Annotated in this window: 17 protein-coding genes and 2 pseudogenes; 2 read left to right on the top strand and 17 right to left on the bottom strand. The window is 33.5% G+C overall.

The genetic code is table 11. From position 1 onward, the window contains the following. Positions 1-51: 51 nt before the first annotated feature. From BTOYO_RS02000 to BTOYO_RS02030, 7 genes are all read right to left on the bottom strand, one after another. Positions 52-507: a TspO/MBR family protein gene (locus tag BTOYO_RS02000; protein ID WP_000749758.1), complete on the bottom strand. Its 456-nt coding sequence runs from the start codon at positions 505-507 to the stop codon at positions 52-54. Positions 508-654: 147 nt separating this feature from the next. Beyond that, complete coding sequence (locus BTOYO_RS02005) at positions 655-2,085, bottom strand: cryptochrome/photolyase family protein (protein WP_001179960.1); 1,431 nt, start codon at positions 2,083-2,085, stop codon at positions 655-657. An 85-nt stretch (positions 2,086-2,170) separates the two neighbouring features. Then, a complete protein-coding gene (locus BTOYO_RS02010; protein ID WP_001086237.1) occupies positions 2,171-2,683 on the bottom strand; it encodes a carbonic anhydrase in 513 nt (170 codons plus the stop codon). Positions 2,684-2,762: 79 nt separating this feature from the next. Further along, entirely contained in the window at positions 2,763-5,369 is a 2,607-nt protein-coding gene (locus BTOYO_RS02015) for a DUF2309 domain-containing protein (RefSeq protein WP_000026979.1), read from the bottom strand. Next, positions 5,369-6,901, bottom strand: a complete 1,533-nt coding sequence (locus tag BTOYO_RS02020) for an NADH dehydrogenase subunit 5 (protein ID WP_000908911.1) — start codon at positions 6,899-6,901, stop codon at positions 5,369-5,371. Before BTOYO_RS02020 ends, BTOYO_RS02015 begins: the two co-directional genes overlap by 1 nt. Positions 6,902-7,555: 654 nt before the next feature. Then, on the bottom strand, positions 7,556-7,918 hold the full coding sequence (locus tag BTOYO_RS02025) for a Na-translocating system protein MpsC family protein (RefSeq protein WP_000842545.1): 363 nt from the start codon (positions 7,916-7,918) through the stop codon (positions 7,556-7,558). Positions 7,919-8,403: 485 nt separating this feature from the next. Beyond that, positions 8,404-9,597: an MFS transporter gene (locus BTOYO_RS02030; RefSeq protein ID WP_002039030.1), complete on the bottom strand. Its 1,194-nt coding sequence runs from the start codon at positions 9,595-9,597 to the stop codon at positions 8,404-8,406. Between the two features lie 104 nt (positions 9,598-9,701). Here BTOYO_RS02030 and BTOYO_RS02035 point away from each other — a divergent pair, with 104 nt between their 5' ends. Next, positions 9,702-10,577, top strand: a complete 876-nt coding sequence (locus BTOYO_RS02035) for a LysR family transcriptional regulator (RefSeq protein WP_000354970.1) — start codon at positions 9,702-9,704, stop codon at positions 10,575-10,577. Positions 10,578-10,819: 242 nt separating this feature from the next. Here the strand turns inward: BTOYO_RS02035 and BTOYO_RS02040 are convergent. The 6 genes and pseudogenes from BTOYO_RS02040 to BTOYO_RS02070 form a co-directional block, all read right to left on the bottom strand. Then, positions 10,820-12,013 (bottom strand): annotated as a pseudogene (locus BTOYO_RS02040) (YhgE/Pip domain-containing protein). Positions 12,014-12,075: 62 nt separating this feature from the next. Continuing rightward, positions 12,076-12,660, bottom strand: coding sequence for a TetR/AcrR family transcriptional regulator (locus BTOYO_RS02050; RefSeq protein WP_001004643.1), 585 nt, complete (start codon positions 12,658-12,660; stop codon positions 12,076-12,078). Positions 12,661-12,853: 193 nt separating this feature from the next. Further along, the gene (locus BTOYO_RS02055) at positions 12,854-13,696 is read right to left on the bottom strand and encodes a polysaccharide deacetylase family protein (protein ID WP_023440977.1); all 843 of its coding nucleotides are present in this window, start codon (positions 13,694-13,696) and stop codon (positions 12,854-12,856) included. 290 nt (positions 13,697-13,986) lie between these two features. Then, positions 13,987-14,670, bottom strand: coding sequence for an N-acetylmuramoyl-L-alanine amidase family protein (locus BTOYO_RS02060; RefSeq protein ID WP_001171852.1), 684 nt, complete (start codon positions 14,668-14,670; stop codon positions 13,987-13,989). Positions 14,671-14,796: 126 nt separating this feature from the next. Further along, positions 14,797-16,580 (bottom strand): annotated as a pseudogene (locus BTOYO_RS02065) (sensor histidine kinase). Next, positions 16,577-17,263, bottom strand: a complete 687-nt coding sequence (locus BTOYO_RS02070; RefSeq protein WP_001189867.1) for a response regulator transcription factor — start codon at positions 17,261-17,263, stop codon at positions 16,577-16,579. Before BTOYO_RS02070 ends, BTOYO_RS02065 begins: the two are co-directional and overlap by 4 nt. A 251-nt stretch (positions 17,264-17,514) precedes the next feature. Between BTOYO_RS02070 and satA the strand changes: the two genes are divergently transcribed. Beyond that, complete coding sequence (gene satA, locus BTOYO_RS02075; protein WP_000054747.1) at positions 17,515-18,066, top strand: streptothricin N-acetyltransferase SatA; 552 nt, start codon at positions 17,515-17,517, stop codon at positions 18,064-18,066. Positions 18,067-18,146: 80 nt separating this feature from the next. Here the strand turns inward: satA and menA are convergent, their stop codons facing one another. The 4 genes from menA to BTOYO_RS02095 form a co-directional block, all read right to left on the bottom strand. Beyond that, positions 18,147-19,058, bottom strand: coding sequence for a 1,4-dihydroxy-2-naphthoate polyprenyltransferase (gene menA / locus BTOYO_RS02080; RefSeq protein WP_000536356.1), 912 nt, complete (start codon positions 19,056-19,058; stop codon positions 18,147-18,149). Between the two features lie 384 nt (positions 19,059-19,442). Continuing rightward, the gene (gene mntA / locus BTOYO_RS02085; RefSeq protein ID WP_000669589.1) at positions 19,443-20,378 is read right to left on the bottom strand and encodes a manganese ABC transporter substrate-binding protein/adhesin MntA; all 936 of its coding nucleotides are present in this window, start codon (positions 20,376-20,378) and stop codon (positions 19,443-19,445) included. A 17-nt stretch (positions 20,379-20,395) separates the two neighbouring features. Then, positions 20,396-21,262 (bottom strand): metal ABC transporter permease, encoded by an 867-nt coding sequence (locus BTOYO_RS02090; RefSeq protein ID WP_000706180.1) that lies wholly within the window; start codon positions 21,260-21,262, stop codon positions 20,396-20,398. Beyond that, positions 21,259-22,008 (bottom strand): metal ABC transporter ATP-binding protein, encoded by a 750-nt coding sequence (locus BTOYO_RS02095; protein ID WP_000343002.1) that lies wholly within the window; start codon positions 22,006-22,008, stop codon positions 21,259-21,261. The genes BTOYO_RS02090 and BTOYO_RS02095 overlap by 4 nt, the downstream gene beginning before the upstream one ends. Between the last annotated feature and the right edge of the window lie 276 nt (positions 22,009-22,284).

The following is a 22,284-nucleotide window of genomic DNA, read 5'->3' on the forward strand; positions in this document are numbered from 1 at the left end:
AAACATAAAAACTCGAGCATTTTTATTATGCTCAAGTTTTCATTTACGTCTTTAATTTATACTATAAATTGTCCAAGATAAATATGTAGCAAATGCAGCCCATAAAAAATATGGGATTAGCAACCATGCCGATACTTTAGATAAATTGGAAGAAAACATAATGAGAAGTAACGTAGTAATAGCGACTAGTAAACAATCTACTGTTGCTAAAAACAAATTCTTTTGGCTAAATTGAAAGTAGCTGAACGCTTGATTGAATATATAATTTAAAAAGAATAAAAACCAAAATGTTTTTGGCTTGAATCCATAGTTGTTGTAAATAATTGCAACTGATAATGCAATAAGTCCAAATAATACAGCCCATATCATTCCGATTGTCATACCAGGAGGTGTCCAAGACGGCTTTTCTAACGCATTATACCAAGTACGATCAATAGGGAATAAAACACTAGAAACATAAAACAAACCATATGTTAGTAAGAACACTATAATACTAGATTTTTTCATAAACATTCTCCTTTTTTACTAGAAGGTTTTAGAAACTCTATATGATTCGTATGTTCTTTCAATGAATACAACTTTAATACACAAATAGACATTCTTATACTTTTCATTATACCCTTTACATATCAAATTCATATTGACTCGTGTATTTTATATAAATTCTTTCATACTTTTATATGCACAAAGTGCTCTCTCCCGCGCTGCCTTATGATCAACAACTGGCAAAGGATATGTATGACCAAGCTGTATATTGGCCTTTTGTAAAATATGCTCAGGTGCTTCCCACGGCTTATGTATATATTTATTCGGTATATCTCTTAATTCTGGCACCCATCTTCTTATATACTCCCCATTTTTATCAAACTTTTCTCCTTGTGTAATCGGGTTAAAAATACGAAAGTATGGTGATGCATCCGCTCCACTTCCAGCAACCCATTGCCACCCCATTGTATTATTTGCAATATCAGCATCTAATAGTGTATCCATAAACCATTTTGCTCCTTCTTGCCATGGGATTAATAAATGCTTTACAAGAAAAGAAGCTACAGCCATTCTTGCTCGATTATGCATAAAACCTGTTTGCCACAGTTCCCGCATTCCCGCATCAATAAACGGATAACCAGTTTCACCTTTCTGCCATACTGTTAATAACTCCTCTTCATTATTCCACGGAAAATGTTCAAAGCTCTTATTAAGAGGTTTATATACTGTAAACGGATAATGATATAGTAAATAATAAGAAAACTCTCGCCAAATTAATTGACGTATAAAGCTATTCACTTGTTTTTCAAAAAGACTACATTGTCTTTCGGTACTTTTATTTATTAAGTAATGATACATCAACCTCACTGATATTTGACCAAATGAAAGATACGGTGCCAACATCGAATGTACATTTTGATCTGGAAAATCTCTTCCTTCACTATAAAAGACTAATTTGCTAGAGAAAAATTTCTTGAATGTTTTGTATGCCCCTTCTTCTGTCGGATCCCATATTGCTTCCATATGAGATGTCCACGGTATAGTCGGCAACAAGTGTAATTCTGAAACAGATAAGCTTGCTGGTAAAGAGTTTCCCCACTTTATACTCTGCACTTTACTAATAGGTTTAGGTATTATCTGCTTTTGAAATGCATTGTAAAAAGGCGTAAACACCTTATATTCAGTGTTATCTTTCTTTTTAATAATCCACGGTTCTAATAATAAATGCGAATTAAATTCCTTACAAATAATGCCTTTACCTTCTAACATCATTTTCATTTTTTGATTAGATTGTAATCTGTCCGGATCATAGCAAATATTCCAATATACAGCCGTTATACGTAATTGTTCTATGAGAGAACGTATTTCTTCCTCCGTACGTCCTTTACGAATTATTAAAGTAGAGCCCAATGCCTCAAGTTGCTTCTTTACATCTATTACAGCATGGTGCAACCACCACTTTGATGCACTTCCCATTGAAAAAGTTTCGTCATGTACATATACCGGAACAACCTCACCGGACTGAGCAGCTTCAAATAAAGCTGGGTTATCATATAAGCGAAAATCTTTTTGAAACATAACAATAATTTTGTTTTGCATAACTATCCCTTCTAATTCTTAAAACATATTAAATTTTATTATATAACAGTAATTTATACCTAAGAATTTATTTGTCCCTAATAGATTAGTTAATGTATTCAACTACTTTATTAGCAGAAACTTTTGCAACCGTTTCTTTTCCACCTGTTCTATCAATCATGAAACCATGAACTTTAATATCAGAAGGTACTAACGGATGCTGACGAATCATATCTATACTCTTCTTAATATTTTCACTAACATTTTCTTGTCCACTTAGCCATGCATTCAGGCTACCACTTGAAAATTCAGGCATGCAATGTTTAAAGAGATAGTCTAATTCTATATTATCTTTTATGAAATCATGTTGAGTTTGTAGATTAACTGAAGAAGTTTCTTTATCCTCTATTCCTACAACAAAAATTTCTTCAACATTTTCTTGATAAATAGCAATAATAATAGATCTCATTATATCTCCATAAGGATGTACAATTACAGAATCGTAGCTGTGTATAGTCAACATGTTTTCTTGTTGAATGTTAGTTACTTGTTGGATAATAGGCTCTATTCCATGTTCAATGTCTGTTAACAATAAAACTTTTTTATTCTTTGAATTCATATGGAGCACTCCTTCTTCATTATTGTATTTATGAAATTTTTAAGCTAGTAACAATAGTTGATTATGCATTGCATGATTGTTACCAGTTTTTCCAGCGTCCCTCTGGATCAATACTTGCAAGTCTAACCCATCTATTTTGAACTTTTTCTCGAAATGCGAAATCATTATTTAGCAAACGCTCTATATATTCAATAGGCGCTTGAATTACAATTAGTAAACGAAGTGGTGAATGATACGTCTCACTATCTGACTGCATAACGGATTGCCAAGGTAAGCCTGGCAACAAATCACTTGCATTTCCCTGCATAACACCGAGACCTGCCGTTACGGTTTGTGTTGTTTTGTTTCCACTACCATAATAATGTGGAGCTACAGTTGAAGCGTAATATTGTAGATTTATCCACTGAGCTACTGTTCCTGGTCCTGCAATAATGTTAGCTAATATATCGCCACTTTCATCCTGTTTCCAATCATAATTATGGAGGAAAGCCCTACCTTCTAAATCACAATCCTGAGTTAATTCTCGTTGCCCGATAATAAAAGATGCATTACGGGCTAATCCCCATTCTGGACGTATTTCACTCCAATCTTCTGCAAATCGATGTGCCTCTTTACTCGCATTTTTTATTTTCGTTTTAAAATTTGGTAATTGTGTTAAACGCTCTCTATTTGCATGTTGGCTCACATTTGGCATAATCGACTCGATACAATCAAATGCTTCTTGTGCAGTTTCCGAAAGTTCTGGGACGTAAATCCATTCCAATTCGTCCACTGTTGTTTTATGTTCAGCTGCTGCAAAAATGGTATCCTCAGGAATTTTAATACCTTCAACAAACAACGCCTCTCGCACTTCTGGCAGATTGCATAAAGTAGCAAAAACTCTTGCATTGAATCCTCCTGCTGCTCCGCCACAAGCACCACACTCAAGTGCTGCAGCATAAGGGTTGTTCGTACTTTGACTACTGTGTCCGCACATTACAACTAAAGGAGCAAATTTTTCTGTCAGTCCCACCATTTTTAAAGCTTGACGCACATAGTTCACTTTTTCTTCTTTCGTAAAACCGATAGGTATCTCACCTTTTGTGTCATGAACATGATTAAGCGAGAATGTTGTATCAGGTTTTTGTAACATAGTTTTACGAAGGTTACGAATGAAACCACCAACTCCTCTTGGGACAAAGCTTCTTGTCACCATCTGTAGACCAAGTAATGGACCACTTAACTCAGGTAGCGCCATACTTGTCAGTACGTTCTGTTTCATCGTTTTAAATGTATAACGCACCGAACTACCTATCCTCTTACGTTGCTCATAAGATTTAAGTTCATTTTCATTTGTGAGCTCTTTTATTTGATGTTTCGGTTTGAGTATAACTGGCAAAGAAGGATGGTTGTTATTACTACCTAGTTCACTAGTTGCAATTGGTAATCCAAAGAAACCAGCTATTCCAAATGTTTCAAACGGACCTAATTTTTCAAGGTGGCGACGAAACGGTTCTGAACGTACATCAATACAGAATGCTAATTGAGCTAATACACGCTTTTTATCATTAGTTGCACATTGTTTAGAAGCAATCTTCTCCCTTAATTGCTCTGTATGCGTCTGTTCCCAAGCTTCGAGCCAAAGTTTCTTGCGAATATTTTCATCAAAACGATAAGCAAATGTTAATAATTCGCTTTGTTCAGCTGCAGGCATTTGTAGCCATTCCTCTATTGAAATATTCCCCCAATAGATCCAAGAAGCTATAAGTGGGACGATCGAAACTTTTTTCTCAACCTTTTGATTTTTTAAAGGTAAATAAGGTTTTGCAATAGCCAACTCCATAGAAATTCGAACTGCTAAATATTCTATTAAGAGCCCCTGTTCCTGAATTGATTGTTGTGAGCGCCATCGTATCATTCCTGCCCACCCAGGTAAAGAAAGTAAGTGCCCTTCAAGGTAAGCTTGCATGTTAGATTCAGAAATTCCTAGTTCAGATAATGCTCTCGCTAAAGCAACTTGGGCATCCTGTGGCCAATCTTTTAAAACTTTACGCTCATTTTTACTGAGCGCTGGATCAAATTTAATAAGGTGTTGCCATGCCCGATAAAAACCTTTCTCTCGATTTGGCATCGTCCAACTTAACCCGGATTCATCAAGATATAATTTACACCATTTAATGATATGATAATTAAGAATATCAGATAGGTTTTCACTATTTTGATTCTCTATAAGCAAACTTATTGGCTGCATAACAGAGGCTTTCATACTTCCTGTATTTATATAACTCATTTCTTCTGCCAATTTATTTAATTCTGGCGATGATAATAGACTAGAAGGTAATTTTTCTAACTTTAAAGCTGCTTGGCAAAATCGCTCTGCTTTCTCTCGCGGAATATGAAAAGATTGTGAATCCAGCCAACGAGACAAACTCATTTGTAAAAATGATTCCTCAATCTCACCTTTCGCTTTTGCCGAATGAATCATGGAGGCACTAGGATAAATATCCACATTACGAGCTTCTTTTAACCAATTTGCGACTTGTTCAAATGATTGCTTTTCAAGTCCCATCCAAGGGTGATGAGCTGCAAACGTAGAGATAGGCCAAAGTGTCGCAATAACACGGCTAGCAGATGCAACTAAATCATTTATAGTATTTTCTTGCATATCAATGTTTGTATCTTTCTTTAATATTGACGGTATGCTCATCACGAATTACCTCCCTTTGATACATAATGTTTAAGATAGCTTGGGTGACTTTCTACTGACTTTCTTCTCGCCTCACCTACTCGAACTAACCAAAGATAAAGTACAGCGAATAAAGTAGAAGATTGATTACGAGTAACGAAAGTACTAATAGCACTACTAAATAGTAAAATACATATAACAAAGATAGCGGCTGGAGCTGAAGGTTGAACACTTTGATAAATATCAGTATGCAACCATTTATAAAGAGAATTATGAACGGTAAAGTAAATGAGAGAAAATCCAATCAAAACAATTAAGCCAGCAATTCGTCCCATTCTTCCCTCTCCAAAAACAACAAGTTGTTTCCACGAAAAGTATAGTGAACATCCTAAGATTAACGCACTAACTAGTTGATACCCATCTCCAGAAGTCATAAACCAAAAAGTAATTGCTATAAATAATCCTAAACCACGCCCGACTATCATCCATAAATTGGACATCTTTTCATTAGACTGCTTCACTACCCCAAAACGTTCTACTGAAGAACCAGCTTGTAAAAACAGTGTAGCTTTAAACAAACCATGTAAAATTAAATGAATAACAGCCGCTACATAGGCTCCTAATGCACATTGAATAAGCATAAAACCCATTTGGGCAATAGTTGATCCCACTAGCTGACGTTTATAATCAACTTGAACTAGGCTAATTCCTGTTCCTATGAAAACAGAAATACTAGAGAAAATAAGTAAAATGATTTGTGCAATATCATCATGAAAAAGAGGTAAAAATCTGGTTAACATGATACCGCCAGCATTTACTAACCCCGCATGCATAATAGCAGAAACAGGAGTTGGAGCAACAGCTGACTCAATTAACCATCTTTGGAAAGGCCATTGTGCTGCTGGAATCATCACAGCTACTATAATTAATAAGTTAATTCCTGTTTTCTCCAATATTCCAAATTGAGCTACATTTTCATTCGTTAAAACTGATGTTAACTGCCACTGTCCAGTGACTTGAAAAAGCCAAATGATAGCTGCTAGCAAGGCGATCCAACTTATTGTAAATAAATAACTAGAAATTTTTGTTGCTTCGCTAACTACTTTCCACCCTTTATTTAGCCCTATGAGTAGAACCAATCCTATAAGCGTTGCGCCCCAACAAATAATCATGAAGCGAAGATCATCACTTAACCATGCAACAGAAGATACACCTGTAGTAAATGTAAAAAGTGCAAAGTATTTTCGATATGAGCGATCCCCCATTAAGTAACGTACAGAAAAGCGCTGAATGATTAAACCAATTGTAAGAACAAAGAAAGCCATTAACCAAGCTAAAGTATCTAGACGCCAAGGCCCCACAACTCTATCTCCATTGTTATTAACAAGTGCAAGCAAAGAAACCAATGAAGGCACAGCAGCGATACCAATATGGATATGAACAAAACGTAAAGGCATCCTTGCATTTAAAAACAATAATCCACTTAGCCAAGAAGCACTAAGCGCGATAAAAAATAATGTTAACAGTGTTGATGAACTTAGCGAAATTAACATGTAAAATACTCCCTTCCAAACGAAAATAACCTATAAAAATTCCTTTTAATTACGATAGTTTTTTTAATTTCAATTTTTATTCACTCTTTTTAGTACATCGTTTTTTCCATAAAAAAAACCGACAACTTCCATAATTCAATGATTTATATCATCATTGAATTATGGAGATTGTCGGTTTCACTTCAACTAACTTCAATAAAGTTTTTTGAAGAGCTCCCATTTTATAGAGGATAGTAATGTATGTATTACTCCTATTAAAAATAACAGTATATCTCTGATCTCCTAGATTATGCAATCAATATATCAATTTATGTTATGCGCTATCTTTCAATTAAGAAACTTTTTCATTTAGTCAATATTACATATTAAAAAAATGCTAAAGCCTTAATTATAGCAAACAGTTAAAATAAGCATCTATTAATTTTTTAAAACAATTATAAGATAAACTATATTAAGCAGTTTGTCAATTTATTTATCAGTTTTTTTGAACGTTATTCGAATCAAAATTTATTATATCTAAATAATTTCAAATTTTCTTTTCTCTAATTATTACCATATCAATAAAGTTAAATAAAGTGCACAACTTGTATTTTTCTTAATTATCTCACTGCATTTTCAGTTTATCTTCCACTAACCTTAAGGTGGTTTTAATTTTTAAAATTTTTCCTCAAGATTATTAAACAATTTAAAAATCATTACTCGTTCGCCTGTACGAGAGCTTATATCCGTATGAAAGCTTTTCACTTTCTCTCCAGTTAATTCTAGTATAATTTCTTTAAGATCTTCAATTCCAGATTCAACTAACTCTGAACGATTTTTCTTTATCGTTAGCATACCGTCTTTTGTTTCGCAAACAGTATATTCAGCCGGTGTTAAAATACCTTGTAAATTTACGATAATCATATCCCGTAATATATCTGTCTTAACGGATATAGACCCGCGTCCTAGGTAGTCCTTTTCCCAGTGAGTAATTGCTTTGCTTATCTCTGATTCAATAGAGCCTTTTGAGCTTTTCATCTATGTAGTATCCTCCTTAAATAAAATAAATTTACAATAACAATATAATAATCTGGATTGATTTTATTTTCAATTATTGAGAAGAATTTATTAGGATTGCAAAAAAGAACTCTTATAAAATTAAGAGTCCCTTTTATATTGTTTCGATAAAAAGAAAAACAAGTAACCTCAATATTAGATTACTTGCTTTTCTTTCAAGTTTTTGAGTCGCCACTTTTTTAGGCATGAAACATGCAAAGATTAATTTATCTTGCATAGCTATCCCTTCTGATTGTAAAAAATAGATTATTTATATTATTATAAGAATAATTGTCTGTAATCACAAACGAACTTTCTCATAGTTATAAGATTGCTACGTATTAAATATTTCACTACCACAAGCAATTAATAGCGGCATTACAATGAAAAGAAATAAAAACGTAATCATTTTCTTCCTAACACACCTCAAATGCGCTTTTCCTTATTAATGTAACGCAAAATAGCACTTAGGCATTTGTAGATTTATACAACATATTTCGAAGCAGAATACAAATAAACCCTAATACTAATGCAAATATGCCTACAAACAAAATATATTTCGTTCCAATTTGTGCAATAATTATCCCTGCGATCCCAGTACCAATTGTAGTCCCTAAATTACAAGAAGTTAAAAATAAGCCATTAGCAAAATCTGGTGAATTAGGTGCTGAAGACATCATCCAATATTGATTGACATTACCACCAATCCCGCCAAGAACACCCCAAATTACAATAAAAATTGCAGTTGGTATCGCAAGCTCTGATACAAAGAAAAAGGCACAATATAATATCATTAGAGCAATGGGATAAATGATTACCGTACGGACAGGAGCTATTGTCAGTAATCTCCCTGCAAGAATATTCCCGATAATATTTGCTAACCCATAAACAAATAGCATGCTACTTATCATATACGGCGACATTTTCGTAACTACATCTAAATATTCAGCTGGATAACTATAAATTCCAAATACCGCTCCATTTAAAAAAGTTACAGCAAGTATGGATAGCCATGTGATACCTTTCGTTAAAATCTTAAGCTGCGAACCATAAGAAAGCTTTTCCTGAACAGGCATAGAGGGAATAAATACGATTGTCATAATAAACGCAAAAATATTAACAAGTGCAAAAAATGTTAATGATATTTCAAGTGTAAATACATTTGCTAAAAAGTTGACAATCGGTACACCTAAAACCATACCAGCTGAAACCCCAATAAACACTTTGGCAACTGCTTTTGGAGCTTCTTTTGCACTAACTGAAGTTGCTGCTACTGATAAAGCCATCGATACGTACACTGGATGAAAGAAAGCCGGAATTACTCGTGCAACTAAAGCAACTGTAAAATTCGTTGTAAAAATTGAAATAACGTTGCCGATAATAAAGATTGCTAGTACGAGCAACATAACCGTTTTTCGATTTACACCCGAAAAAACTAAAGGAAGCGTTGGAGCCGCAATGGCAATGGCGAGCGCGAACAAACTAACCATTAAACTTGCCTTCGAAACACTTACATCAAAATGATCTGATAATGCCGGAAGCAGGCCAATATATCCCATTTCAGTATTAAGAATACCGAAAACCCCTACTGCTAATATAAAAATTAATACACTTTTTGAATTCTTCATAAAAAACACTTCAACTCCTCTTTTACTTCTCATCAATGCTTTTGGTAATGTGATTATAAAATGGTATTATCGAGATAACAAATACCTATATTGAATACATTCCTATGACAAATAGGCATACAAAGGAGAAGAGTTTTTTGGACATACGTGTATTACGCTACTTCATTGCGGTAGCAACGCAAGAGAATATATCTGCTGCTGCAAATGCATTGCATTTATCTCAACCTACATTATCAAGACAGTTAAACAACCTGGAAGAAGAGCTTGGAACTACTTTGTTTGTACGAGGAAATCGAAAAATCACTTTAACAGACGAAGGTATGTTTTTATTAGATCGAGCAAAAGAAATTGTGGATTTAGTAGAAAAAACAGCGGCTAATTTTAACCAACAATCTGAAATTATTAGTGGAGAAATTCATATTGGAGCTGGAGAAACAGAGGCAATGCAGTTCATTGCACAAACTATAAAAAAAGTTGTTGCCCATCACCCTAACATTAAATTTCATTTATATAGCGGCAACGCTGATGACATTACAACAAAATTAGATAGTGGTTTATTAGATTTTGGTATCGTTATTGAGCCAGCAAATAAACAAAAATATGACTACTTAAAGTTGCCAGCTACTGATGTATGGGGCGTACTTATGCGAAAAGACAGTCCCTTAGCGGAAAAAGCTTATATCCATCCAACAGACTTACTAAATACACCTCTTATCATATCAAGACAAACGGCTGTAAGTAATGAATTATCAGGGTGGCTTGGAAAGGAAATTGAAAGCTTGAATGTTATAAGTACATATAATTTACTTTATAACGCATCCTTACTCGTAAAAGAAAATATAGGCTACGCATTGTGTATTGATAAGCTGATTAATACGTCTGAGGAAAGTACACTTTGCTTCCGCCCCCTCTCTCCTAAACTAGAGGCAGGACTAAATATCCTTTGGAAGAAGCATCAAACATTTTCAAATGCTACAAAAATTTTTCTAACATATTTGCGGGAAGGTATGTAAATGTTTTTAATAAACGGTATAGACTTATTTCAAGGACACAGCTAGCTAAAAAAAGAGAAAATCTTAGATTTATTCTTTTTTTAAGCAATGTGGTGGTCCCTCATCACCATCAAACTATAAAAAGCAAATACCCCAAAACGAAAAAACACACGGGATTTTCGTTCTGGGGTGCTATAAATGTTTTAAGTTGATAGGTACGGGGGCTACCAGAAAAAGAAGCCTATACATGTACCATAAGCTTTTTATCTGTTGGCCGTTTGTTTGATTGATTCACTTTTACTATTTCTTTGCAGCATAATTCTCCCCATCGCTATAAGAATGGTAATAATTGAAGTGCAAAGAAGAATATTCACATCGTGTGATAGATTTCCCCCGTCAAAAATTATTATTTGATATCCGTCAGCTACATAAGTTCCAGGGAAAAGAGAACCTACAGTCTGATAAAAATTTGATAGTAACGCTTTTAGAACAATTACCCCACAAGTAACTAATTGTACTGACAGTGATATGATATTAAACATCATACCAGCAGGACCAAATAGAACGATGAACATTTGTGTTACGCTTAAGAAAGAGAAAAAGACAAGAGTTTGGAATACCCATGTTTCAAACAAACTTGTATTTAATTTAACATTAAATAAGGTCATTAATAATAACGTGATAATAGCTAAAATAACAGATACGACAATATTAATAACTTGTCTTGATAAGAATATAGACCATTTTCCGTGAGTGTTTTTTAATATTGTTGCAACAATATTAAGATTTAAACTCATAAGCATAGCTCCAACCCATGAAGCAAGAACAATTAAAAATGGAATCATAGTTGCTGCAAAGCCATCTGTATTGTTTGTTTTTTTGACAGATGATTGCACAGAATCAATGTTTAATGAACTCAAAGCTTTCGTGATGTTTCCTGATAACTTTTGGGCCAATTCTTCTGACGGCATCACTGTACTTAGTTCATTAGATAAGTTGGAAGAAATAAGTTTTTGTTTATACGTATAAACATTTTTATTAATTGTTTGCGTAATATCTTTTGTTGCGCCTTCCATAATCTGTTTTGTCAAAGATGCATTCGCTTAATTGATGAAATAGTTAATCTCTGTAGTATTTTTTTCTTTCAATAGACTTGAGAAATTTGCAGGAATTTGGATAACCATATCTAAGTTACGGTTATTCATATCTTCTTTGGCATGTGTTACAGAGCTATAGCTTTTAACTTTAAAGGGCAGATTTTCCTTCAAGTTTTTTTCAATATTGGCTCCTATATCATTATCTTCATTAACTAACCCAATTTTTAATTTGTTTATCCGATCAGTAACACCATCGTATGCAGTCATCCACACACAAAAGAAAATTAACAGAAAGGCAAATGCTGTTGCAATTCCAATGAATGTTGGGGGGAATTTAAAGAAATTTTTTAAAGTTTTCATTGTCGTACTCCTTGTTGTTTTATTATAGCAAGTACTTACTTGCGTTAGGTGTAAAAAAAGACCTAGGGAGTTAGCCCCCTAGAAAATAGTTGGACACTATGTTTTAGAAAAGTCTCTTTTGAATTTGAAAATAAATTGTCACCGAAGCGTGAGTTAGAAAGAAAGTAACCGAAATTCATCCAAATAAAGTTCATCGCCTGGGCTTCCATATCAGTTTCAATAAGCTTTCCCTTTTCTCTCATCTCAATGAAATATGAAACCAAATTATCTTTTAATTGTTTAGGAATTAATGCAATTTTTTCTTTGAGCTCTGGGAACATTTCAGCTTCCTGAAAACTAATCAAAATTAAATCCTTTAACTTTTCTATATATGCAAGATATCCTTCTGCAATAGATAGCAAGTCATCTTCAAGATTCCAAGTCATCTCTCCAGGCATTAATTTATTCAATTCCATATCATGCGATAAAGATTCGACGGCTTTTTCCATAATATTCTTTTTGCTCCCGAAATTCCGAAAAATTGTTACTTCGTTTACGCCCGCTAATTCCGAAATCGAGCGTGTAGTCGTTCCCTTATAGCCATGAGTGCGGAATAGTTCTAAAAAAGCCTCAATAATACGTTCTGATGTATTTGTCATTTCATTCACGTTTCATCCAACTTTCACATAATCTTTATCCAAACCCGAATGCAAGTTGTTACTTGCACAAGTAGAATAAACCCTTTTGATAAAAAAGTCAACTTTATAAAAAAAGCCGATTTCTTTATCGTATAGGAAATCGACTTTTGGCTTAATTATTGATTTAGTAATAAAAACACCTTTTAAAATAACTATGTTTATACTATAGACGTTGATCTTTTTGGAAGTTTAGACGAAAATGATCCTCATCATTATATACCCCAAATTCATACCCTTTCTCTTTATAAAATTTAATAATTTCAGGAAGAGCTTGTAATGTTTGCGCCTTTTCATGCATTAAAACAACTTCTACTTCTTCTGTTGTCTGTTTCTTTACATTATCGATAATCTGAGTTGGATTATCTTTTAATTTCCAATCATTTGAGTCTATTGTCCAATCCCAAACTTTTATTGCTGCTTCTACAATTTGATTACGAATTTCCTCACCCTTTAATCCTGGTGCAGATCCATATGGCGGACGAACTAGTTTAGGCGTTCTACCCGTAATATTATGGATAAGAGCTAACGTTTCTTTCATCTCCGATACAAATTGTCCTTTTTTGTATAGCTTATCACTATTATGTGTCATACTATGAGCACCAATATAATGTCCTTCTTTTACTGCTCGTTTTACGTTTTCCTGAAAACCTGTATTTTGTAAATTGCTACCTTGCATAAAAAATGTCGAAGCAACATTTTGCTCTTTTAGTACATCTAAAAATTTTCCAGTTAATTCGCTAGGACCGTCATCGAATGTTAAATACACAACCTTTCCTACCGGTTTTCCATCAGGTCTTTTCTGTTTTGCTGGTGGTGTTTCTTTTTTCTTTTCTTCTTGTTGCGTATTAACTTGTTTACTACTTTCATTAGCTACTCCCTTCGCTGGGGTAGAGTTCCAATTTCCAATTATGAAGAATGTGAAAAAGGTCGTCGCTAAAACAACTCCTAAAGATATGATTGCCTTCGTTACTACACTTGTTTTTTTCTTACTTTGCGATTCTTTCATTATTTTTCGATCCTTTCCCTATTAATTTTCATATTCATTATTTATAAGGCTGAGCCTTTATTCGACTGAATCGTTAGTTTCAACCGGTGTTTACAATAAATAGATTAATAGAGATGGATAAAGATAAAATGCAGATAATGTCGAAATCAGTTAAAGAATAGCGTATCGCATCCACTCTTTAGAAAACATTTGTTTCTAATTTGAAAACTGGATATACACCCAAAATAAAAAATACTACTCTTCCTAATTAAGATTTAGAAAGAATAGTATTTTTCTATTTGCCTATTTTATTACATCGTAAAATAATTAATAATGCCATCCACAATACCTTGTTGCGATTTCGCCTGGAATTTTTCTAAATTCATTCTTTTTTCATCACTCGCATTAGATGTAAATCCTAATTCAATTAAAATAGACGGAGAAGGATTTTCTCGTAAGACAAGAAAATCACTTCCATGAACACCTCGATCTCGGCTGTCTATATTTTGATCAAAAATAGCTTCTTGTACGATCTTAGCTAACTTTTTATCTTTCCTTTTATTAGATCCATAATGAGTTGTTATTCCCTTTACATTCGTATCCTCAAAAGCATCATGATGAACGCTAATATAAAGATCCGCCGCATGGTCTTTTGCTACTTTGACACGAGCTTGCAACTCTTCCTTTTGCTTTGTTTCTGGAAGTAAACTCGTATCTTTTTCACGTGTTAATATAACTTTAGCATCCGTTCTTTCTTCTAATTCTTTCTTTATATTTTGTGCTACTTTTAAATTGAGTTCTTTTTCAATCGTTCCAAATTTCTTTCCTTTCGTCCCTCTATCTCCTCCACCGTGCCCCGGATCAATTACAATAGTTTTTCCTTTTAATCGTAAATCCTCTTGTGATATATTTTTATGCCCCTTAGCATGTATGAAACTAACTCCTGTGCCCATTATTAATATTATAAATAAAAGCAATATCGCTCTTTTTTGCATTTTAACAATCTCCTTATCAGCTTTTCATTCCGTTTCTAATGAAAATAGTAATAAATACTGATAAAGATAAAATGCAGATAATGTCGATTTTGTTTAAAAATGATAAAAACGTGTAGAACAGAAATTCTACACGTTTTTATTTAAATAGAAATAAAATAATACTCCATCTTCTGTATTCGAAACACCATACTCCGCATCATGCAGCTCCAATATATTCTTTGAAATAGCAAGGCCCAATCCTGTTCCATCTTTTGAACGTTGACGAGACGTATCTCCTCGATAAAAACGATCCCATATTTTTTCTAAATGTTCTGGCGCGATATGAGCCCCTTTATTTTCTATACATACTTTTACACGTTCATTCTCTTCTATTGTAGAAATAATAATATTCTCCTGTTCTGGTGTGTAACGAATCGCATTCGTAATAAAGTTCGTTATAACTTGTTCTATGCGATTTGGGTTTGCAACAACTTCAATTTTAGAAAATTGTTTATGAACATATAATTGCTTAGCTGTTATATCCGAAGTTAATTGCTCACATATATAATCAATCATCTCATCAATATGGAAGACATCCATCTCCATTTTATACGTACCAGATTCGAATTTTGCTAACTCCAGCATATCAATAATGAGCATATCCATTTTATCTACTTCTTTTGACATTGCTTTAAAGTAATAATCCTTTTTATTACTAGCAACGCCATCCTCCAAAATTGAAATACAGCTCTTCATAATACTTAAAGGTGTTTTTAACTCATGTGAAACACCCGCGATAAATTCTTTACGTGTATTTTCTAATTGCTTTTCTTTCTCTATATCTTGCTGTAATTGATGAATATACGAATGCAAAGCTTTAGAAAGAGTATTAATATTTTGTGATAAATCACCTATTTCATCCTTTGTCGTAATAGGTATCGTCTCTGAGAAATCTAAACCCGCAATTTTTTTGTAGTATCATTTATTTGTAATAGTGGTTTGGCGATTTTTTTTGAGTAATAGAACGATATCAAAACAATTAAAATCAGTACAAAGATAATTAAATATACATAATAATCCTTAATCATTTGCACCGCTTCATCAACTGGTTGCAATGATGTCATAGCAAAAATATAGTTTGTCTTACCCTCTGCATCTATTGTTGGCTTGATTAAAAGTTTATATTTAATATCATTTTCTTCGTAATCCAATATTTCTGTAGAAGTAACCTCATTAAATTTTTGATCCAATAATAAATCCACCTGAAATTGCTTTATTCTATCTATAAGCACACGATTTCCATATATAAAGTTCGTTCCTACAGTCCCCTCCGGTAATTGTACATTCTGAATGCTTCCTGCTAAATATAATTGTGAACTTTCTTTTGAAGATGCGGCTTTTGGCCCATACAACCTTTCTGACAGTTGCTTGTTCTCCAGCCCAACATTCTTCTCTTTTATCGTTAACATCGCAGGGATTACTATATCCCCCTTCTGTACTCCGTCGATAATAATATGACTCCCTTGTTCTAAACTATATTTCATCCTTTGTATATCTTCTAAATTGATAAAACTATACAACGGTATATGAATGGAACGTTCAGAAAATCTCTTATCTTCGTTAGGGTCTAATTGAATTTCTACAGAAAAATCATTTGCATATTTTATATTTCCTACACGATCTAACGTTGTAATCCATGTCGCATTCTCTTGATAGAAATTTTGTTCCAATTCTTGAATTGCTTTCGCATCATCTCCAGCTTTTACATATCCTTTTTCAAAGGATTGAATATTTGTTTTAATATCATTCACTTTTCGATTTGCGTAGTATTGTTTAAAAAATATAGTTTGTCCGATAAAAATAGTTACTAAAATAAGTGTGCATAATGCTGTTGTTAAAATAAATAACTTTAATACAATTCCTTTTTTCATACTTGTCCCTCAAATTTATAACCAGCTCGTACAACAGTTACAATACAAGCTGCTTTTTGTCCTAATTTATGACGCAAATTACGAATATGACTATTAATAGTGCGATCATCCCCGGCAAATTCATAACCAAAAATTTTATTGATTAGTTGTTCTCTTGAAATTACAATTCCTTGATTTTGCATAAAATACGTTAATATTTCAAATTCTGTATGCGTCAAACTTATGTCTTCCCCATCTATGGTTACTGTACGAGAAGGAAAATGTAAATGGATACCACTACTCGTTAATGTGTCTGCAGTTAATACTTTAACAGCGGAAGAATATCGGCTTTCCATTAATCGTTTTGCTCTTGCTAATAAAATAGGAGGACTATATGGCTTTGTAACATAATCATCTGCTCCTAGTTCAAATCCGAGTAAAGTATCATCCTCATCTACCCGAGCTGTTAACATAATAATAGGTACATTAGATTTCTTTCGAATTCGCCGACATACCGCCCAACCATCTAATTCCGGTAACATAATATCTAAAATAATTAAATGCACCTCATACTCTTCAAATATAGATAACGCTTCTTTCCCATCAATCGCCTCTAAGATGTTATACCCTTCGTTTAATAGGTAATCCTTCATAATCTCACGTAAAATATCTTCATCTTCTACGATTAAAATTGTTCTTTGCATCTTTTATCTTCTCCCGATTTATTTTATTGTTAGGAAGAAATAGTTCATTTTATATATTAACCAATTAGCAATCTTTCACTATTTCCGTCACTACTACATACAACATAGTTATATCAAGATAATAGCATGACGATATAAAGATAAAATGCAGAGATAGTCTTACAATTGAAATGCTATTATAATTTTGTAATTGGAATGAATTTGATTTACATAAAGAACCAGGAGAAATACTATTATTTGGAGGTATCACGATGAGCCTTTTAATTAGAGAGTTAAAAACAAATGATTTAGACAATTTCCCAGAGATTGATGACAGTTTTATAGTGAATGCTCGGTTAATTCTTTCTCTTTCAAAAGTAAATAGACGCATAGAATATACAATAGAAGACGTTCCGAGTTATGAAAAAAGTTATTTACAAAATGATAATGAAGAACTGGCGTACAATGAGTATATAAATAAGCCTAATCAAGTAATTTACATAGCACTGTTACATAACCAAATCATCGGATTCATAGTATTGAAAAAAAATTGGAATCACTATGCTTACATAGAAGATATAACGGTGGATAAAAAATATCGTACACTCGGAGTTGGTAAAAGATTAGTTGATCAAGCAAAGCAATGGGCAAAAGAAAGCAACATGCCCGGGATCATGCTTGAAACGCAAAATAATAATGTTACAGCATGTAAATTTTATGAAAAATGCGGATTTGTAATTGGTGGGTTTGATTTTCTTGTTTATAAAGGTTTGGATATGACAAATGATGAAGTTGCAATTTATTGGTATTTTCACTTCGAATGAAAATGTTCTTAACGTTAAACAAACTCAAAATAAAACCCCAATCTCTCCATATTAAAATTAAGAAATTGGGGTTAAGTTATTTAGAACAAGTAACTAATTAATAATCCTGCTGATAATAAGAAGCCGAAAATCGTATTTGTCACCGCTGTTGATTTCATTGCGATGCGCATATACCCGGGATCCTTTGCCCCTTTTTGGAAACTTTGAATTGCAGAGATTGGCTTTCTCAAACCTAAGAACATCACTAATGCCCAAGGGCTTATATAACCCATCAATACAATTATAGCGATCCATAAATAAGCAATGAAAAAGGCTACCGCTAGTGTTACTATTGCTTTTTCTCTCCCAAGGAGGATTACTAATGTCTTTCTTCCACCTTTAATATCTTCTTCGATATCTCGGATGTTATTCGACATGTTGATTGCACCGACTAAAATTCCAATTGGAATGGAAATCAATATACTTTCAACTGTTACAGTATTCGTTTGAATAAAGAAAGCAATGAGTACAAAACATGTCCCCATTAATAACCCAGAAACTAATTCTCCAAACGGGGTGTACGCAATAGGTAATGGACCACCTGTATATAAATAGCCAACCGCCATCCCAATTAAACCAATGACCACTAACCACCAGCTACTATTCATACAAATATAAATACCAATAAAAGCTGCTACTACGTACAATAAAAGCGCAACTGTTAAAACATTTTTCGGCTTCAATCCATGACGGACAATCCCGCCACCAATTCCAACAGAATCAGCTGTATCTAATCCACGTTTGAAATCATAGTACTCATTAAATAAGTTCGTTGCGATTTGCAATGCTAAACATGCAACCATCATCGCAATAAATAAAAGCCAATCAATTTCGGCAACATAAAGTGATGCCACCGTCCCTAAAATTACAGGAGAAAACGTCGCCGTTAATGTATGCGGGCGCGTCATCTTCCATATTAATTTAGCGGAACTAATTTCTTTTTCTGTCCCCATAACTCTGTTCAATCTCCCTACATTATAAGTATAAAATTGCTAGAAGTATCTTTCTATCTATTGCCTACTTCACATCCATTAATTATATCAAACAAATGATTATCCTTTCTAATAAATTCTACTATTAATAAAGTGAAAGATTATGAAATAAAACTTTAATCAGTAGGAGTCCATCCCCCACTGATTAATAGCCCACACCAATCATGCTTTTTCGTGCATCCCGATTTCCACTTAACTCCCTCGCATTCGCCTAATTTTAAGGTGAGATTCTTATCATCCAGCAGCAAAGGGCGGGATGAATAAAAGAGCCTACTCGTATGAGTTGGCTCTTTCTTTTCTTATTTTATAAAACTTCAATAGTTATGCTACATAAAAAAACAAATTTTACTTTTGTAACCCATTAATAATTGTATCTATATTCCATTTCATCATTTTTAAATAAGTATCTCCATCCTCACCTGATTTACCTAGTGAGTCTGTAAAAATTGTACCGGCAATCGGTACGTTTGTTTCTTTTGAAACAGTTTCCATGCTACGTCGATCTACACTTGTTTCCACAAATAAAGCTGGCACTTTGTTTGTTTGAATTACACTTACAACATCTCTAATTTGATCTGGAGTACCTTGGTTTTCTGAGTTAATTTCCCAAATGTATCCCGTCTTAATATCATATGCTTTTCCAAAGTATTTAAAAGCACCTTCACTAGAGATTAAGAAACGTTTTTCCTCAGGGATTTGATGAATTCTGTTCACTGTCTCATCGTGTAACTTTTGAAGTTCTGCTACATACTTGTCGGCATTTTTAGTATAGAATTCTTTATTTTTAGGGTCTTCTTTAATTAATGCCTTTTTCACATTTTCAGCATATAAAATGCCATTTTTAATATTCATCCATGCATGTGGATCTGGCTCTTTTTCTAATCCTTTTGTCTCTAAATAAATAGCTTCTACACCTTCACTTACTTTATACACAGGTGCATCTTTCTCTGATTTATTTGCCGTTTTTAATAGCTTTTTAAACCACGCTCCACCTTCTTCTAGGTTTAATCCATTGTAAAGTACCATATCTGCATCTGTCATTTTCATAACATCTTTTGGTAGTGGATCATATTCATGCGGGTTAGCCCCAATTGGAACAAGACTATGAATCTCAACTTTATCCCCGCCAATTTGCTTCACCATATCATATATAATGGAGTATGTAGTTACAACTTTTAATTTTTCACTGCCCTCTTCTTTTCCATTTGTGTTACTAGAACACGCTGTTAATGCAAATACGAAAATACAAAGTATTGAAAGTATAACATTTTTAAATTTCATTTTTATCCTCCAATCAATTATGACAACTTTGCTCTATTTTTTCTAATTTTGATAGCTCTCCAAAACAAACCTTGTGACGGTGAGAAAAAGAATGCCAATGCGAACAAGAATGTTGCAACGAGAACAATTGTTGCACCTGAAGCAAGATTATAAGAGAAACTAAAATATAGCCCTACTACAGATGAAAGTGCACCAATACCTGCTGCTAAATAAATCATGACCCATAAACGGTTTGTTAATAAATACGCTGTAGCCGCCGGTGTAATAAGCATAGCGACAACTAGAATAATTCCTACAGTTTGAAGTGAAGCAACTGTAACCATTGTAAGAAGAATCATTAAGCCGTAATGAATCCACTTATTTGGCAACCCATAACTTTGCGCCATCGTTGGATCAAAAGTGGATACGAGTAGTTCTTTATAAAACAAAATCACAAGACCAATAATGACAACTCCGATAATAAGTGTCATCCACATATCGGAAGAGCGAACTGATAGAACATTGCCGAATAAAATATGATACAAATCCGAACTACTCTTCATAAAAGTAATTAAAATAATCCCTACGGCAAAAACAGATGTAAACATAATCCCTATTGCCATATCATGTTTAATTCGACTGTTTTGACTTACAAACCCAATTCCAACTGCAGTAATAACACCAGTTAAAACAGCCCCTATGAAATAGTTCATCCCAATCATATAAGAAAGCGCTACTCCGGGAAGAACAGCATGTGAAATAGCATCTCCCATTAAAGCCATACCTCGTAAAATAATAAAACAGCCAATTACGCCACAAATAACGCCTACCATAACGGAAGTTAATAACGCTTTCTGCAGAAAACTGTACTGCATTAATGCATCTATAAATTCTACAATCTTCATGATGAATGTACCTCCGCTGCATTATTAAACAATATGCCGTGATTCACATATGCTTTTGACATAACAGTTGGTTCTAATACTTGCCTTACTTCTCCGTAATGAATTAAGCTCTTATTCAATAATAGTAATTTATCAAAATAGGACTCTGCTTTACTTAGGTCGTGATGTACAACAACAATCGTTTTTCCTTCTTTGCGTAATTCTCTAAGAATTTTAATAATTGTCTCTTCACTTGTCACATCAATTCCAACAAACGGTTCATCTAAGAAGAAGATTTCCGCCTTTTGCGCTAAAGCTCTCGCTAAAAAGACACGTTGTTGTTGCCCTCCTGAAAGCTCACCAATTTGACGATTCTTAAATTCCTCCATACCGACTTTTTTTAGACATTCAAAAGCCCAATCTCGATGCTCTTTCTTCGGTCTTTTCATCATCCCTAAAGATGGATACGTTCCGATTAGCACCACATCTAAAACTGTAATCGGGAAATCCCAATCTATATCACTTCTTTGTGGTACATAAGCAACATGTTTTCTAGCGCTCCGAATATCCTCTCCAAGAACTTGAACGTATCCCTTATCATTTGGGATTAAATCTAGAACAGCTTTCATTAAAGTAGATTTTCCCGCTCCGTTTGGACCAATAATTCCAACGAGTTTCCCTTTTTCAATATCGAAGGAAACATTTTGAACTACTTGATTCCCTTGATAAGATACAAACAAATCTTTGACAATTATAGCCTCATCCATTTTTTATGCATTCCCCTTTCTTTTTTTCATCTATATAATTATTTTGCACTAAGGCAACTTTTAAACAAAAAAATATAATGCGAATGGAAATCCGCACTTAAGTTTCCTTAAGGAAACTTTTTTATATGAGTCAAATTATATAAGCTGTACGCAAATTTGTAAACCGCTTTTTATTACTTTATGAATATATCGTGAAAACTTGCCTCTAAAAAACAAAAATATCAAACTTTTCTCAATTCATTTTGACACACATATTAGCCAATGCTAATATGATTA

Source organism: Bacillus toyonensis BCT-7112, assembly GCF_000496285.1.
GTDB lineage: Bacteria > Bacillota > Bacilli > Bacillales > Bacillaceae_G > Bacillus_A > Bacillus_A toyonensis.